Genomic DNA, 14,551 nt, shown 5'->3' on the forward strand with positions numbered 1-14,551 from the left:
AAGTGACATCACAAATCCCCGGATACCGGCAGTCTTGAGGTCTGCCGGTATCCGGGGAGAATGATCCTTGCTGTTCAGGCCGTAATTCCGAACCGTCCCGGCGGCTTATCCTCCGGCAGCCCGAACAGATAGCCTTGTCCCAAGTCCATACCGAGATCACGGCAGATCAGGAATTCCTCACGGCGTTCAATGCCTTCGGCCAGCAGGCTTGCACCGAATTCTCCGGCCCTGGAGATAATCTCCCTAAGCATCCGCTGCTTCCCCTCATCCCGGTCACAGAAGCTGATCAGACTACGGTCAACCTTGACATAATCCGGCTGAAGGAGGGACATCAGCTCTAGCGTGGAGTAGCCCGCGCCGACATCATCCAGCGCAACCCGCATCCCCTGCTGGCGGTATTCGGCGAAGATGGCGCGCAGATGGGCAATATCGCTGATCTGCTCCGTCTCCACTACTTCAAATACATAGTCCTCCGGGTTCTGGTCCAGCCTCCGGATCGCCTCGAAGGTATGCGTAAGACAATACTTGGGATTATAAATAGAAGAGGGCAGGAAGTTAATGAACCGCTTAATGCCCTTAGGCAGCAGCTTACTGCTGGTCTCTATTGCCGAGATCCGGGCGGCCCGGTCAAGGAAGGAGTGAAACCCTGTCCGCCGGGCAATCTCAAACAACTCATAGGGCTGAAAATAACTGCCCTGGGGCAGCGGGCGCAACAGAAATTCAAAGCCGACAATCTCCTCGCTGAAATTCACAATCGGCTGCATGTGGCTGCAGAAATCATGGCTCATAATGATGGACACCAGATTCTCGTTAGCGAAGCGGACCTTCAGCTGATCGAAGGTCAGCCACCGTTCCGGAGCCACAGGGGCATCTTTGCTCTTAACGCACACGGATAAGGAGTCCGCAATGTCCTTAGTCACCAGCATTTCTATAAGCTTCAACAGCTCTTCCTTACGATGATATGGAATGATACAGGTCTTGCTTGTCTCAAATACTTCATAACCGGCATTCCGGATGGCAGCAGCCAGCGGATCAGAGCAGGGGCGGAGCTTCAGCTCCCCTTGATCCTCTATCGGGTCGATGTCAGCACAATCAACACAGTTCATGGCAATCCCCTCCGCCTCATGATGTCGATAACCTGAGGTCATTATATCATGATTCCTCCGGCACAATCCGAAAAGCAGCAGAAGAAAGGGCCCCCTATGAACCATGAAGGTTCCTAAGAGGCCCGGATTGCCGGACTATATAGTACTTAGGCTTAGGCGGAACTTATCCGTTACGGCCATTGCCATCCTTTTACCGGAGACAACCGCTTAAGGCTGCCATACCCCGTGCTCACCGTTCTTTCCCATATATTCAATCCGCGAAGGGGACAGCTCAAGAATGACATAATCGGGATCATCCGGTCCCTTGAACCATTTCTCCAGGGACTCATTCCATACCTTAGAGCGCAAGCTATCATCCTTCGTCACAGCAACTGTAGCTTCAATCTCCAGTACATCCTTGCCGCCGCCCTGTTCATAGCCAAGCAAGAGACTAGCATTCGGATTATCCTGAAGCTCTTCTACCTTATGAGTCTTGCGGTTAGTTGCCAGATAGATGGACAGTCCGTCATGAAATATTGCCATGTAACGCACCTTAGGCTTGTTACCGGCCTCAATCGTGCCGAAGGAACCGAACCTGTTATCGTCCAGCACCTGTATGATTGTTTTCTCCAGCTCTTTGTTATCCATTGACGTCACAGCTCCCTTCAAATTCATGTGAATATAAGTTTATATATTCACGTCCACGGTTTGGATTTATGATTAACCTGTGCCTAATATAGTGTACCCTTCCCGTTCATTCTGAATCCCGCCATCTGTTCATAAATTGATTCATAAGGAGTCTTATTCTTGAAAAAACTAATCTGGATCGGCTGTCTCTCCTATTTCGTAATCGGCCTCGCCCATGTCGTCCTGGGCTCCATTCTTCCGGTGCTGCTCCAGCATTATGACCGCAGCTACAGTGCAGGGGGCGAGCTGATCTTCAGCCAGTTCGCGGGCTTCCTGGCCGGCGTACTGGTCTCGCCGCTGCTGAACCGGCGGTTCGGCAAGCGCGGCGGCATTCTGATTGCCACCGGCCTGCTGCTCTGTGCCGAGATTGCCTACGCCTTCCTCCCGCCCTGGGGCTGGATGTACGTAATTGCCGTAGCCGCAGGGTTCGGCTTCGGGATGATCGAAGCCGTCATCGGCACGATTATTATTGCCGCAGTCACCGAAGGAACGGCGGTTGCCATGAGCCGGCTTGAGGTGCTGTTCGGTGTCGGGGCGCTGCTCATGCCGCTGGCGGCCAGTCCGCTGATTGCCGCAGGGCAGTGGAGGCTGGCCTTCCTGATCGTTGCCGCCTTCTCCCTCCTCTCGCTGCTCTTCTGGGCGAAGAGCAGATTCGGCCCGCTGGACAGCACGCTGAATGAGCGGTCTGCCCGCCCTGACCGCGCTGCGGCAGCGGGTACCACCAGAAAATTGTCCCTGCCTTACAAGGGCAAGCAATGGGTTGTCCTTGGCTTGTTCATTCTGTTCTTCTTTCTCTATGTAGGCACTGAGATGAGCCTGGTGAATTTCATGCCGGCGATCTTCATCGCGAAGCTGGGCATGAGCGAGGCCGCGGCTGCGCTCACGGTGACCTTCTTCTGGCTTGCCATGTCGGCAGGTAGACTGTTCGCCGGTGTCATCGCCGAGAAGATTTCCTACCGCATCTATGTGCTCGTCAGCTGCTTTGCCGCTTTGCTGCTGCTTATTATTTTCCCGTTCGCCAGTCACCGGCTTGCCGCCTTTGCCATCATCCTGCTGCTTGGCCTGTTCATGTCCGGCATCTTCTCCATCGCGCTGGTCTTCTCCAGCAAGCTGCTGCCCGGCGCGGAAGAATCCACGCCGAGCATTATGATCGCCTCCGGCGGAATCGGCGGCGCGGTGCTGCCGCTGCTGACCGGCTGGTCCATGGATCATCTGCAGATCGCCCAGACCTCGGGACTTTTGGCCGCTTTTGCCGCGCTGTTATTCGTGCTGAGCGTAACCGCCTGGAGAATCGGGTAATTGTATACAACAAGGTCCATATTCTGTGAATAAGGATGGAACCCACACATGGCTGAACTGCATTCTGAGCCCACTCTGCATACCGCCTTGCTGCAATTCATTTTCCCCTTCTCCATCAAGGCCGAGGTCGATGAAGAGCTGATTGAGAGTTTACAGAAGGATGGATTTACGCGTTTTTTTCTTGAGAACAAGGAACTGGAGCATGCCTATTACGGAGAGAACCACTGTGTATCCCATGAGAAAATGGAGCGCAGCTATCTTCCGTTTGCCGCCCATGTCTTGTTTCCGCATGAGAAGGACAGGGATTCCTTCCGCCGCTTTTCCCGGGTGAGTGATCTGCTGTGCGGGCTGCAAATGCCCTTTCAGACGGTTCCCTTCCGCGTGCTGTCGACCGATGTGTTCCTCTGCCCGTTCGAGCTGGGCTTCCTGACGGTAAGAGTGGCTATTGAGGAAGAGAATCTCCCCTTCAGCATGGTGCTCGAATTCGCCGACCGGTTCCGCAACCTGGAGGATGTAAGCGTTCAGGATGAGCATACCTTCATCCATTGTCATAAGAAGTCTTTTGCCCGGGTGGAGGACTTCGTGTTCAGGCATCTGGCAGCCGGGCTGGAGCCGTATCTCGATCCTGCGGAGACGAATGGCAATTATTTCGAGACCCTGCCCTTCTTCGTCGATGAACGAATGCTGGTGCAGGCCTTCTACGGCGTTAATCTCCCTGAGGACGAGGAAGAGATCAGTGTCGAAATGCTCTACCGTGCCTCTCAGGTGGATGGTCTGACCATCGACGGCAGCCCGTACATGAGTGCAAGTGATCCGGATTATATCAAGCAGTACACCCGGGAGCATTGCTATAGCCGCTGGGGGCCGGACACCTACTATATGACCAATGAGCAGACCTTCTGCTGCGTGAGCCGGGCGAAGCCGGAGATTGCCGCAGGCCTGATCAGCCAGATGTACGGCGAATATTATTACGGAATGCTGCTGAGTATTTTTCATAAAATCGTGCTGCTGAAGCTCGCCAACCTCCACTCCCGGCTGCGCATCAACCACGATAACGACGAGATCGAGAATCTGATCTTCCTGATCAACAAATTCTCGGCCAAATTCTACTTCCTGGAGCTGATTTCGCAGTCGCAGGGGCGGGAGATTTTTTTTCAGCTGCGTAAGGTGTATGGCAATGATGCCCTGTTTGATGAGGTGAAAATGACCCTCAATGACCTGTTCCAGTATCAGGACAAATTCCAGGCCAAACGGCGGGATACGCTCCTGATGGTGCTCACCGTATTTACGGTCATCAGCGGAATATACGGGATGAATCAGGTCATCGAGGATCTGAAGGGCCAGATTGACTGGAGCAAAATGCTGGAGTACTCCGTGTTCGAGTATCTGGCTCTGTTCCTGACCTTCTCGGGGATCACCGTCAGTGTCGGCTTAACGCTGAGAGAGATCTGGAACGGCATCCGCAGCCGCCGCAAGAAGCGGCATTATACGAGGGATTAAGACACAGAGGGTGGACAATGTCGAAGCTGCCGTCTATAATACACCGTAAGAACATAGCAATACCCGTGAACTTTATAGAACCAGGGGTGCTGGAATTGGCCGGCTGAGATTGTATCCCACAAGATACTGACCCTTATACCTGATCTGGATAATGCCAGCGTAGGAATCTTCATTCGGCACAGTGCCTTAAGCGGTACTGAAGCTGAATTCCCCTCACGCAAGTAACTGGCGTCCCGATCTTCGGGACGCTTTTTTGATTCTAAGGATGTACAGGAATAGGGTTTCTGTAAGCTCTGAAGACCAGGGGTTGCTGGAAGGAGAGAGAAAGAGAAATGGGAGTCAAAAAAACAGTAATGCTGCTGCTCAGTTCCATGCTGGTTCTCACGGTCGCGGGATGTGGCGGCGGGAACAACAGCGGCAATGCGGGGGCCAGTGCACCTGCTGCCGGGAACAGTACGGCTGCACCTGATGCAACCGCAGCTGCACCCACGGATGCACCTAAGGCGCTGACCCCGGTCAAGATTGCCCTGGACTGGACGCCGAACACGAATCATACCGGCCTGTATGCAGCCAAGGAGCTGGGCTATTACGCGGAGGAAGGTCTTGACGTACAGATTGTACAGCCAGGCGCTGCCGGGTCGGATACAATGGTCACTTCCGGCGAAGCCCAGTTCGGCATCAGCGCCCAGGAGGCGCTGACCCTGGCCCGCCTGCAGGATGTGCCGCTGGTGTCGATTGCTGCAATCATTCAGCATAATACCTCGGGCTTTGCGGCTCCGAAGGACCGCAATATTAAGACGCCGAAGGATTTTGAAGGCAAAACGTACGGAGGCTGGGGCTCCCCTGCAGAGCAGGCTGCCATGAAAGCCATTATGGACCCCGAAGGCGGGGATGTCTCCAAGGTGAAGCTGGTGAATATCGGCGAAGCGGACTTTTTCACAGCCGTGAAGCGGGATATTGACTTCGCCTGGATCTTCTATGCCTGGACCGGGGTGGAAGCCGAGCTGCGCGGGGAGCCGCTGGATATGCTCTATCTTAAGGATTATGCGCCGCAGCTGGATTACTACACACCGGTGCTGACCACCAGCGAGAAGGAGATCGCCGAGCACCCTGAAGTGGTGAAGGCCTTCCTTAAGGCTACGTCCAAGGGGTATCAGTACGCTATCGATAACCCGGAAGAAGCCGCGACGGTCTTGTCCGATGCTGTACCTGATCTGGACCCCAAGCTGGTGCTGGCCAGCCAGAAATGGCTTAGCCCGAAATACAAGGACGACGCCCCGCGCTGGGGTGAGCAGAAGCTTGAGATCTGGAAGAATTACGCCGACTGGATGTACGGCCTGAAGCTGCTGGATAAGCCGCTGGATGCGGAGAGTACGTTTACGAATGAATTTTTGCCGGAATCATAATGAACCCGCATGGCGGGAATCTTATACTTAACTTGGAGAGGAAGGATTCATCATGGCTAATACACTGCTCAGCATTCAGGTAATTCCGAAGACACCGAACAACGAGGATTCCATCCCTTACGTGGACAAGGCTATAGAGGTGATTCAAAAGTCAGGCGTGAAGCATCAGGTGAATCCGCTGGAGACCACGATGGAAGGCGAGCTGTCCGAGCTGCTGGATATTGTGCGTGATATGCATGAGGCGCTGATCGCTTCCGGCAGTCCTAGTGTCATCTCACAGATCAAGATCGCCCATAATCCGGGCGGCATCAGCATGGAGAAGCTGACGGAGAAATACCGGCCGTGAGAAGCACCTGGAAGCTAGTGTGGCCGCCCTTTGTGGCGGTCCTCTTTTTTGTCGGGATATGGCAGCTATCGGTCATGCTGTTCGACATCCCGGCTTACCAGCTGCCCAGCCCCGCGGATATCGCGCGTGAGACGAAGAATAACGCCTCCGGGATCTGGGAGCACACCGCCGCCACGCTGCGGTTGACCCTGATCGGCTTCCCGGTCGGCACTGGCATCGGCCTGCTCACCGCCTTGCTGCTGCATCTGCTGCCCTGGATCAAGCGAGCGCTCTATCCGCTGCTGATCCTCAGCCAGAATGTGCCCTCCATTGCGCTTGCCCCGCTGCTGATTATCTGGTTCGGTTTCGGCCTGCTGCCCAAAATCATCCTGATCACCCTCGTCTGCTTCTTCCCTGTGGCTGTTGCGACTATGGGCGGGCTGACGCAAAGCGACCGGGTAATGCTGAATTATATGAAGATGGCCGGTGCAGGCAAGTGGCAGATCTTCACCAAGCTGGAGCTTCCCGGCTCGCTGCCCTCCCTGTTCTCCGGGCTCAAAATCTCCGCCACTTATGCGGTGATGGGCGCAGTGGTGGCCGAGTGGATCGGCGCCGACAAAGGGATCGGCTACTATATGCTGCTGCAGAAGTCCTCTTACCGTGCGGACCGGATGTTCGTGGCCATCGCTATTATCGTGCTGCTGAGTCTCGTATTATTCGCGCTCATTGCCCTCCTGGAGAGATGGCTGGTGCGCTGGAAGCCGCGCAAGGAAGCTTAATGCCACGGGAGGATATCCCAACACGGAAGTACTTATAATCAACTGAAGGAGGTTACGCGAAGTGTCTGAGCTTACGAGGATTGAACTGGAGAAGGCGGACGGAGACGGACGCCTGGGTACACGGAGTGTGCCGCCTGCGCTCGAAGTCAGCGGCATCAGCAAGTCGTTCAAGCACCGCCGCCGGGAGACACAGGTGCTGAATCAGGTGTCCCTGACCGTGGAGCCGCAGGAATTCGTCTCCATTGTCGGCCCGTCCGGCTGCGGCAAAAGCACGCTGTTCCACATTATCGGCGGCCTTACGCTGCCGGATACCGGAACCGTCCGCATGAACGGCATCCCTGTGACCGGGCAGCGCGGCAAGATCAGCTATATGCCGCAGCAGCCCGCGCTGTTCCCGTGGCGCAGCACGCTGGACAACGTCCTGCTTGGCGGCGAGCTGCAAGGCGCCCCGCAGCGGGAGGCGCGTGAGGCTGCGCGCCACTGGCTGGCGAAGATCGGCCTCGGCGGCTTCGAGCGGGCCTACCCGCACATGCTGTCCGGCGGCATGCAGCAGCGGGCCGCCTTCCTGCGGGCCATGCTCGCGCCGCAGGAGCTGATGCTGCTCGACGAGCCGTTCAGCGCGCTCGATGCGCTGACCCGCGAGCAGATGCAGCGCTGGCTGCTGGAGCTGTGGGAGGAGAACCGCCGTTCCGTGCTGTTCATCACCCATAACATTGAAGAGGCGCTGCTGCTCTCCACCCGCATCTATGTTTTCTCCGGACGTCCCGGCTCCGTCCTCCACACCGTGGAGGTCCCGTTCCCGCGCCCGCGCCGCGAAGAAATCGCCGATTCGCCGGAGTTCCTCCGGATGCGGCGCCAGCTCTCAGAGTGGATGCGCGAGGAGCAGGCGAAGAGCCAGAGCTAAGTAACCACTCCGGCGGTATAACCTCCCCGTGTAGGGAGGTTATTTGCTATGTGCCCGCCAGCCTAATGTGGTCGGTTTTTCGATTATATTTGGACCACGAGCTGCCTCCAGTCCCATTATGGTCGGTTTTTCGATTATATTCGGACCACGAGCTGCACCCAGTCCCATTATGGTCGGTTTTTCGATTACATTTGGCCTACGCGCTACCCACGGTCCCATTGTGATCAGTTTTTCGCTTACATTTGGCCTTCGCGCTACCCACGGTCCCATTGTGATCGGTTTTTCGCTTACATTCCGCACACGCCCCGCCCTACATCCAGCCCTTGTCCTCCGCCAGCCGCACGGCTTCGATCCGGGTCTTGACCGCAAGCTTGCTGAGTATCTCCGAGATGTAGTTGCGGACCGTGCCATAGGAGAGGTGGAGCGCCGCGGCGATCTCTCCGGCGCTGCGGCCTGCGGCAGCCAGCTTCAGAATCTCCCGCTCCCGGTCCGAGAGCGGGTTCTCTTCGCGCAGGCTGCCGAACACCAGCTCGGGGGAGACCTCGCGGCCCCCGCCCATCACGCGGCGGATGGCATCCGCCAGCTTATCCACCGGCTCATCCTTCAGCAGATACCCCTGAATCCCGGCCTTCACCCCGCGCTCGAAATAACCGGGACGGGCGAAGGTGGTCAGGATAATGATTTTGGTGCGGCAGCCCCGCGACTTCAGCAGCTCGGCCACCTCCAGACCGCTCATCAGCGGCATCTCAATATCCATCAGACACACATCCGGCTGGACACGCTCGATCAGAGCCAACGCCTCCGCCCCGTCTCCCGCTTCGCCCGCTACCTCAATATCCTCCTCCAGATCGAGCAGCGATGCCATCGCGCCGCGCAGCAGCCGCTGATCTTCGGCAATTATGATGCTGATCATGCCGTTTCCCCATCCTTTCCATCCTTAACTACTCTTGGTGTGACCACCGTCAGCCGGGTTCCCCCTCCGGGTCTCTGGGCAAGCGTCAGTGAACCGTCAATCAGGGCCAGCCGCTCGCCCATTCCCTTCATGCCATTGCCGTCCCGGCGATCCGTGCTCTCCGAGCCGCAGGCATCTACCCCTATGCCGTTATCCTCCAGCGTAATCTGTACCTCGCCGGGTGTCATTACGATGCTGATCCGGCACTGGTCCGCACGGCTGTGCTTGACGATGTTGGTCACGCCCTCCTTGATGCAGAGGCTGAGAATACTCTGCGTCAGAGCGGATACGCCTAGCAGTGCTGCATCCCCTTCAACTTCAAGCGCGATCTCCGCACTGCGCAGCATCTCCGCTGCCTCAACCAGCTCTTCGGCAACTGAGACTGCACGCATCTCTGAGACCAGCTCCCGCACCTGGCGCAACGCGGCCCGCGAGGTCCGCTGGATCTCACGGGCTTCCGCCTGCGCCCGCTCGGGGTTCTTCACCACCATTTTCTCAATAAGCTGGCTCTTCAAGGTAATCAGTGACAGCGTGTGTCCCATCGTGTCATGCAGATCGCGGGCGATGCGCATCCGTTCCTCGCGCTTGATCATCTCTCTAATCACCTCATTGGCCTGATCCAGCTCCTTCTCCAGCATCCTCCGCCGGTTCATGGAGCGGATACCGAAGGGACTAATCAGCATCATCAGCGCAAAGGGCACCATGAACAGCAATCCCCCCGTGCTATACATTTGATCCAGGGACAGCAGAGCCAACGCGATCAGCATAGCTGTGAATATGGCCAAGGCCCGTCTGAACCGGCGCAAGTCGGTATACCAGCCGATAAAGTTGCTGGTGAAGAAGCCCATATACATGTTGTAGGGGCTATAGACTACGGTTAGCACGACAATAATCAGCATCTGCAGCCCCAGCCAGGCCGTATACGTTCTCTCTTCCGCCCAGTAGAGCTGGCGGTAAATCACCAGGAACAGCAGGAGCAGCGCCACTCCCCACACCAGCTTATAGCCGCTGTAGCCATCGAGATTCAGCACCGGGAACACCAGATAGAACAGCCAGATATAGGGGAAGAAGCCGAATCTTTTCGGAAATATCCGGAACTGCTTACGTGCCACCATGGATTACACCGCTTCCTGTTTTCGCCTTATATAGACCGATAATAACATAAATACAGCCAGGTAACCGAGCAGCAGCAGTACGGCCTTCCACGACGGGGAATCTCCCGCTACAATCGCCCAGGCTCCATCTCCATAATTGTAGGACGGCAGCCAGTGTCCGATCTTCTGCATCAGCTTAGGCATAATCTCCAGAGGCATCCACATGCCCCCGGCCACCGCCAGCCCCATATAGAGCACATTGCTCACCCCGCTGGCCGTATCCACCCGCTTCATGGACCCGATAATCGTACCCAGCGCCAGAAAAGGCAGAGAGCCCGCAAGCAGCCACAGTCCGCTAAGCAGCCACTGCGCTGCTGTCAGCGATACCCCGTTAATCAGGTACCCGGCTGCGAAAATACACAGAACCGAGAACAGATGCATGATGCTCTGACCGAACATTTTGCCGGAAAAATATACCGAAGACGGCAGCGGAGTAATGCGGATAAACCTATTCCAGCCCTGCGTCTGCTCCTGCACCAGCCGGACGCCGAGGGTCATAATCGCCGAGCCCATCACGCTGAAGGCCGCCATCGACATCAGATAATGCGCCTGCCACTGCTTCGTATCGTCCGTCCCCGTATTCACCACCCGGGTGAAGATGAAGTAGAACATAATCGGCATGAGCAGCGACCAGAATACATAATAGGGATTGCGGATAATCCGCAGCAGCTCTGCCTTGCACTGGGCTATCATAGGGTTCATCATACTGCCGCCTCCGCTTGATTCAGGGTCAATTGCTCGAACGCTTCATCCAGCTTCCCCTGGTCGATCCGTACATCCTGCACGGCCAGCCCGTTCACGAAAATAGCCCGCAGCGCCTCATCCGTATTCCCTGTCGACACATGCAGCCGTCCATCCTTCTCGTAGCAGCCTTCCACGGCTGGCAGCTCCAGCAATTGACTGCGCAGCAGCGCCGGGTCGCCGGACGCCAGGAAGGACAGCGACTTCTTGACCAGTCTCGCCTTAATCTCATCCGGGCTTCCGTCCGCCGCCAGCACTCCCCGGTTGAACAGCAGAATCCGGTCCGCGATATCCTCCGCCTCCTGCAGATAATGGGTGCTGAACAGAATCGTCTTGCCCTGATCGGCCAGTCCCCGCACCCTCTCCCAGAAAAGCCGCCGCGCTGTCGTATCCAACCCCACCGTCGGCTCGTCAAAAAACAGCAGATCCGGGTTGCCCGCCAGCGCCAGCGCGAAGCTGAGACTGCGCTTTTGCCCGCCGGAGAGCTTCTCCGCATAGCGGTTCAGATCCGCCTCCCCCAGCCCCGTCGCCTGAAGCAGCACCTCCATCTCCATGGGCTGCAGATAATAGCTGCGGATCAGGGCCAGAAGCTCCCGGACCTTGAGCCGGTCCATGACACTGACCTCCTGGAGCATGGCTCCGGTCCGCTGCTTCACCCTGACGTCTGCCGGCTTAAGACCGAACACCTTCACGCTGCCCTCCGAGGGCTCGAGCAAGCCCAGAAGCATCGCCAGTGTAGTGGTTTTGCCGGCTCCATTAGGGCCAAGCACCGCTGTGATCGAGCCGCGGCTAATCGTAAAGCTCACCTGCTTTACCGCCTGCTTCTCCTGGAAGCTGCGGCTGACATTATTCATTTCAATGACATGTTCCATCGTGTATCCCTCCGTGTCCTTCTGCCCTCTTGGCTATATTGCTATAGTACCGGAGACCGGAGAGGAGCATCAGTATGGACTGTCACCGATTCAAAGTGACAACTGTCACCCGGGCAACAAGTGGAAACGGTACCGTTCTTTTAAAGGACGGTACCGTTTCAGCGAGAAATAGAAGGATAATTTATCATGTGAAACATATAAATTCTTATATTTAAATAAAGCGCTCCTGTCCACGATTCCGTTATCGTAGCAGGAGCGCCTCCGTGTGCATATTACTCAAACCTCAATTGCCCAATCGCCTGTTCCAGCATGCCGTTCAGCGTCTCCCCTCCGGGAGGGGCGCTTACCCAATGGAAAACCGCTGTGCGTATCGCTGCCATAAGCAGCGCGGCCAATAAATCCGGGTACAGGTCGAGCTTCACATCCTTGTGTGTACGTTCCGATATCACCTTGGCGAGCTCCCGCTCAATCTCGATCTCCACCTTCCGTGTCGCGCCGAACAATGCAGGATCATCGCGGAGGAGGACGATGCGTGCATACCACTGCCGGTCTGTAGTCTCAGCGAATCCGTCAAGCACAGCGGCGCGGATGGAGTCCTGAAGCGGTTCACCTGAAGGACGGCTGGCAAGGGTAGCCGCTATCCGCTCGGAACGCTGATAGGCATTGCCGACAATAGCAGCCTCTTTGGACGTAAAATAGTTATTGAACGTCCGCATGGAGACATTCGCAGCTGCGGCAATATCCTCCACCCGAACCTGACTGGCCCCTTTCTCCATGGCAAGTCTGCAGGCTACATCACTTAGCGTCCGCCTGGTCTCTTCCTTCTTGCGTTCTCTCAAGCCCGGTTTCTCAGTCGTCATGTCCGTCTATGTCTCCATTCCTGTATGTAGTCAATTCTATATGTATTCAAAGGCCTGCGGTGCTGAAAATTTCAGCACTACAGACCCTGGCATCATTCTGCGGAATGGTTTACTGCGCCACTGGAAGCTGAATGTTATAATCCAGCACCTCGTCCAGCCAGTCAAACATCACCTGATAGCTGAGCGGCAGATTGTTCAGTTGGCAATGCAGGTCGGCACCATCCACTTCCGTCCCCTTGAATATCGCGTTCTTCTCATTCGGAGCCTTCTCGTAAGTGTCTATCGCTTGCCGCTGCATCTCAGGATGCTCTGCTTCCGAATACATGGAGAGCAGGGGACATTTGACGTCCTTCGGGTCCACTTCGATAGCTTCCCTGGCTACATGATACCACTCGGCAATACTGTCGAAGCCGTGCGACCAAGCCGATCCGGCGAATAGAACCTGGCCGGTATAGGGCATCTTCTTGCTCTGCTCCGCCGCTTCTTCCGCGGTGCCCCGCAGGAATGAAGGCATCCCGCGTTCAATGAAGGACGCCATAGAGTACACCGGCGAGTTTGGCACTGCCGCAGCGAAGCGGTCGTCACAGCTGGCATGCACCATCGTCTTGGCCCCGCCATAGCTCATGCCGCTGACCACCAGCCGCTCAGGGTCCACATCCGGACGGGCCAGCACGAAATCCGTGGTGGCTCTGTAGACATTATGCAGCTCCTCGCGCGGGAAGTTCCGTGCTGTCGCCTCAGGCTCATAGAATCTGACACATACATCATAAGGAAGGTCTACGATCAGCGCGTTGTATCCCCGGTCAATAGCCGCTTGCCCTCCGAGAAAATAGGTATCTTCCTTGTGCGTCTCCCCGCCGTTATGGAAAATAATCGTTGGCTTAGGTGCATTCCCGTGCTCCGCCTTCAGGAAGCAGCCCGGGAACTTATACCCCTTGTATTCCACCTCGACCCACTCATGGGGGATCTGCTCAGACTTCGCATCAAGCGCCTTGCGGAAGCATTCCACACTTTTGCCGTGGTACCGAACGAAATCCGGTTCGCCGGGAAAAGCTCCATAGAAGGCTGCCCTGTAATACGAATGGGCACGAATGAATGCCTCACCGGCGCTGATCAGATGCCCTTTCTTCAGGCAGCGCTCTGCTGTTGCCTCGATTTTAACGGCTTCCTTCTCGAATTCAGTCTTCCAGCTGGTCAAAGAGCCGGGATCGATGTTCCTTGCAAGCTTGAATACTTCCCCCTGCGACACACCGCCGCAATGCACGAACGACAGCAGCCACTGGAATGTGAACTCAATGTCATCCCGCTCAAAGAATACCTTGTGTGTCAACCGTGCAGCCACCTTTGTCTCTTGCCCATCTACCTGTACCATACCATTCTCCTCCTTCTCCAATCTATCCTTTCAAGATCATCCACAGCAGACACAGCCGCGAAGCGGAAGAGGGAATCAGGCTACGGCGCGATTCCGGGCCCGGGTGTTGGCGTCCAGCGAAATCCAACCTCTAACCAGATTTTAGCACTTTCCATATTTTTGCGCAACACGCAATATTTCTTTTAATGCAATTTTGCAATACGTGCAAAATAATCAAATGGGGGAATAGTATTCCGCTCGCTTCGGCTCCCTCACCTCCACTCGAACCCACTGCATTCGGTTTTCCGCACACATTCGCCCCGCTCACCCCCGCAGTTGCACATTGTATGTTGTTTTCGGCATACATTCACCCCGCTCACCCTTGCAGTTGCACATTGTATGTTGTTTTCCACATACATTCGCCCCGCTAACCCTTGAAGTTGCACATTGTATGTTGTTTTCCATATACATTCGCCCCGATCACACGCAGTAGCACATCTTGGCGACGTTCTGCCTATCTCTGGCCAATTTTGATGGTTTTCACTCTCACCAACCGCTTGTATGGAGCAACATTGTTGCAGTTTTTGCAGGATTTCTCCAGACATGTTACTGGCTGCGGTGCAATGTTGCATCATT

Annotated in this window: 15 protein-coding genes and 1 riboswitch; of the genes, 7 read left to right on the forward strand and 8 right to left on the reverse strand. The window is 56.0% G+C overall.

Annotated features, from left to right (window positions below; translation table 11 throughout):
• Nucleotides 1-74: 74 nt before the first annotated feature.
• Both C173_RS31140 and C173_RS31145 read right to left on the reverse strand, forming a co-directional pair.
• Nucleotides 75-1,106, reverse strand: a complete 1,032-nt coding sequence (locus C173_RS31140; RefSeq protein WP_036732801.1) for an EAL domain-containing protein — start codon at nucleotides 1,104-1,106, stop codon at nucleotides 75-77.
• Nucleotides 1,107-1,313: 207 nt separating this feature from the next.
• A complete protein-coding gene (locus C173_RS31145) occupies nucleotides 1,314-1,733 on the reverse strand; it encodes a pyridoxamine 5'-phosphate oxidase family protein (protein WP_036732803.1) in 420 nt (139 codons plus the stop codon).
• Nucleotides 1,734-1,892: 159 nt separating this feature from the next.
• On the opposite strand from C173_RS31145, the gene C173_RS31150 reads away from it, so the two are divergent.
• From C173_RS31150 to C173_RS31175, 6 genes are all read left to right on the forward strand, one after another.
• Nucleotides 1,893-3,071 (forward strand): MFS transporter, encoded by a 1,179-nt coding sequence (locus C173_RS31150; protein ID WP_036732812.1) that lies wholly within the window; start codon nucleotides 1,893-1,895, stop codon nucleotides 3,069-3,071.
• A 48-nt stretch (nucleotides 3,072-3,119) separates the two neighbouring features.
• Nucleotides 3,120-4,571 carry a hypothetical protein gene (locus C173_RS31155; protein ID WP_036732814.1) on the forward strand — a complete coding sequence of 484 codons (1,452 nt, stop codon included), beginning with the start codon at nucleotides 3,120-3,122 and terminating at the stop codon, nucleotides 4,569-4,571.
• Nucleotides 4,572-4,643: 72 nt separating this feature from the next.
• A riboswitch (TPP riboswitch) is annotated at nucleotides 4,644-4,754 on the forward strand.
• 149 nt (nucleotides 4,755-4,903) lie between these two features.
• A complete protein-coding gene (locus tag C173_RS31160) occupies nucleotides 4,904-5,977 on the forward strand; it encodes an ABC transporter substrate-binding protein (protein ID WP_036732815.1) in 1,074 nt (357 codons plus the stop codon).
• 52 nt (nucleotides 5,978-6,029) lie between these two features.
• Nucleotides 6,030-6,323, forward strand: a complete 294-nt coding sequence (locus tag C173_RS31165; RefSeq protein ID WP_036732817.1) for a thiamine-binding protein — start codon at nucleotides 6,030-6,032, stop codon at nucleotides 6,321-6,323.
• Nucleotides 6,320-7,081 (forward strand): ABC transporter permease, encoded by a 762-nt coding sequence (locus tag C173_RS31170; RefSeq protein ID WP_036732819.1) that lies wholly within the window; start codon nucleotides 6,320-6,322, stop codon nucleotides 7,079-7,081. Before C173_RS31165 ends, C173_RS31170 begins: the two co-directional genes overlap by 4 nt.
• A gap of 79 nt (nucleotides 7,082-7,160) precedes the next feature.
• On the forward strand, nucleotides 7,161-7,985 hold the full coding sequence (locus tag C173_RS31175; protein ID WP_235192090.1) for an ABC transporter ATP-binding protein: 825 nt from the start codon (nucleotides 7,161-7,163) through the stop codon (nucleotides 7,983-7,985).
• A 310-nt stretch (nucleotides 7,986-8,295) separates the two neighbouring features.
• On the opposite strand, the gene C173_RS31180 is transcribed toward C173_RS31175, so the two are convergent.
• Genes C173_RS31180 through C173_RS31195 form a run of 4 tightly spaced genes read right to left on the reverse strand, consistent with a single transcriptional unit; the run spans nucleotide 8,296 to nucleotide 11,704 of the window.
• On the reverse strand, nucleotides 8,296-8,898 hold the full coding sequence (locus C173_RS31180; RefSeq protein WP_036732821.1) for a response regulator transcription factor: 603 nt from the start codon (nucleotides 8,896-8,898) through the stop codon (nucleotides 8,296-8,298).
• A complete protein-coding gene (locus tag C173_RS31185; RefSeq protein ID WP_036732824.1) occupies nucleotides 8,895-10,052 on the reverse strand; it encodes a sensor histidine kinase in 1,158 nt (385 codons plus the stop codon). Before C173_RS31185 ends, C173_RS31180 begins: the two co-directional genes overlap by 4 nt.
• A gap of 3 nt (nucleotides 10,053-10,055) precedes the next feature.
• Nucleotides 10,056-10,793: an ABC transporter permease gene (locus C173_RS31190; protein ID WP_036732903.1), complete on the reverse strand. Its 738-nt coding sequence runs from the start codon at nucleotides 10,791-10,793 to the stop codon at nucleotides 10,056-10,058.
• On the reverse strand, nucleotides 10,793-11,704 hold the full coding sequence (locus C173_RS31195; protein ID WP_036732826.1) for an ABC transporter ATP-binding protein: 912 nt from the start codon (nucleotides 11,702-11,704) through the stop codon (nucleotides 10,793-10,795). The genes C173_RS31190 and C173_RS31195 overlap by 1 nt, the downstream gene beginning before the upstream one ends.
• Between C173_RS31195 and C173_RS35260 the strand changes: the two genes are divergently transcribed.
• Nucleotides 11,691-11,876, forward strand: a complete 186-nt coding sequence (locus C173_RS35260) for a hypothetical protein (RefSeq protein ID WP_235192089.1) — start codon at nucleotides 11,691-11,693, stop codon at nucleotides 11,874-11,876. The two genes, C173_RS31195 and C173_RS35260, sit on opposite strands and share 14 nt — an antisense overlap.
• A gap of 100 nt (nucleotides 11,877-11,976) precedes the next feature.
• Here C173_RS35260 and C173_RS31200 read toward each other — a convergent pair whose 3' ends face one another.
• Nucleotides 11,977-12,564 (reverse strand): TetR/AcrR family transcriptional regulator, encoded by a 588-nt coding sequence (locus tag C173_RS31200; protein WP_036732836.1) that lies wholly within the window; start codon nucleotides 12,562-12,564, stop codon nucleotides 11,977-11,979.
• 109 nt (nucleotides 12,565-12,673) lie between these two features.
• Nucleotides 12,674-13,936 (reverse strand): alpha/beta hydrolase family protein, encoded by a 1,263-nt coding sequence (locus C173_RS31205; RefSeq protein ID WP_036732837.1) that lies wholly within the window; start codon nucleotides 13,934-13,936, stop codon nucleotides 12,674-12,676.
• Nucleotides 13,937-14,551: the final 615 nt, after the last annotated feature.

It is taken from the genome of Paenibacillus sp. FSL R7-277 (genome assembly GCF_000517965.1).
Taxonomy (GTDB): Bacteria; Bacillota; Bacilli; order Paenibacillales; family Paenibacillaceae; genus Paenibacillus_AQ; species Paenibacillus_AQ silagei.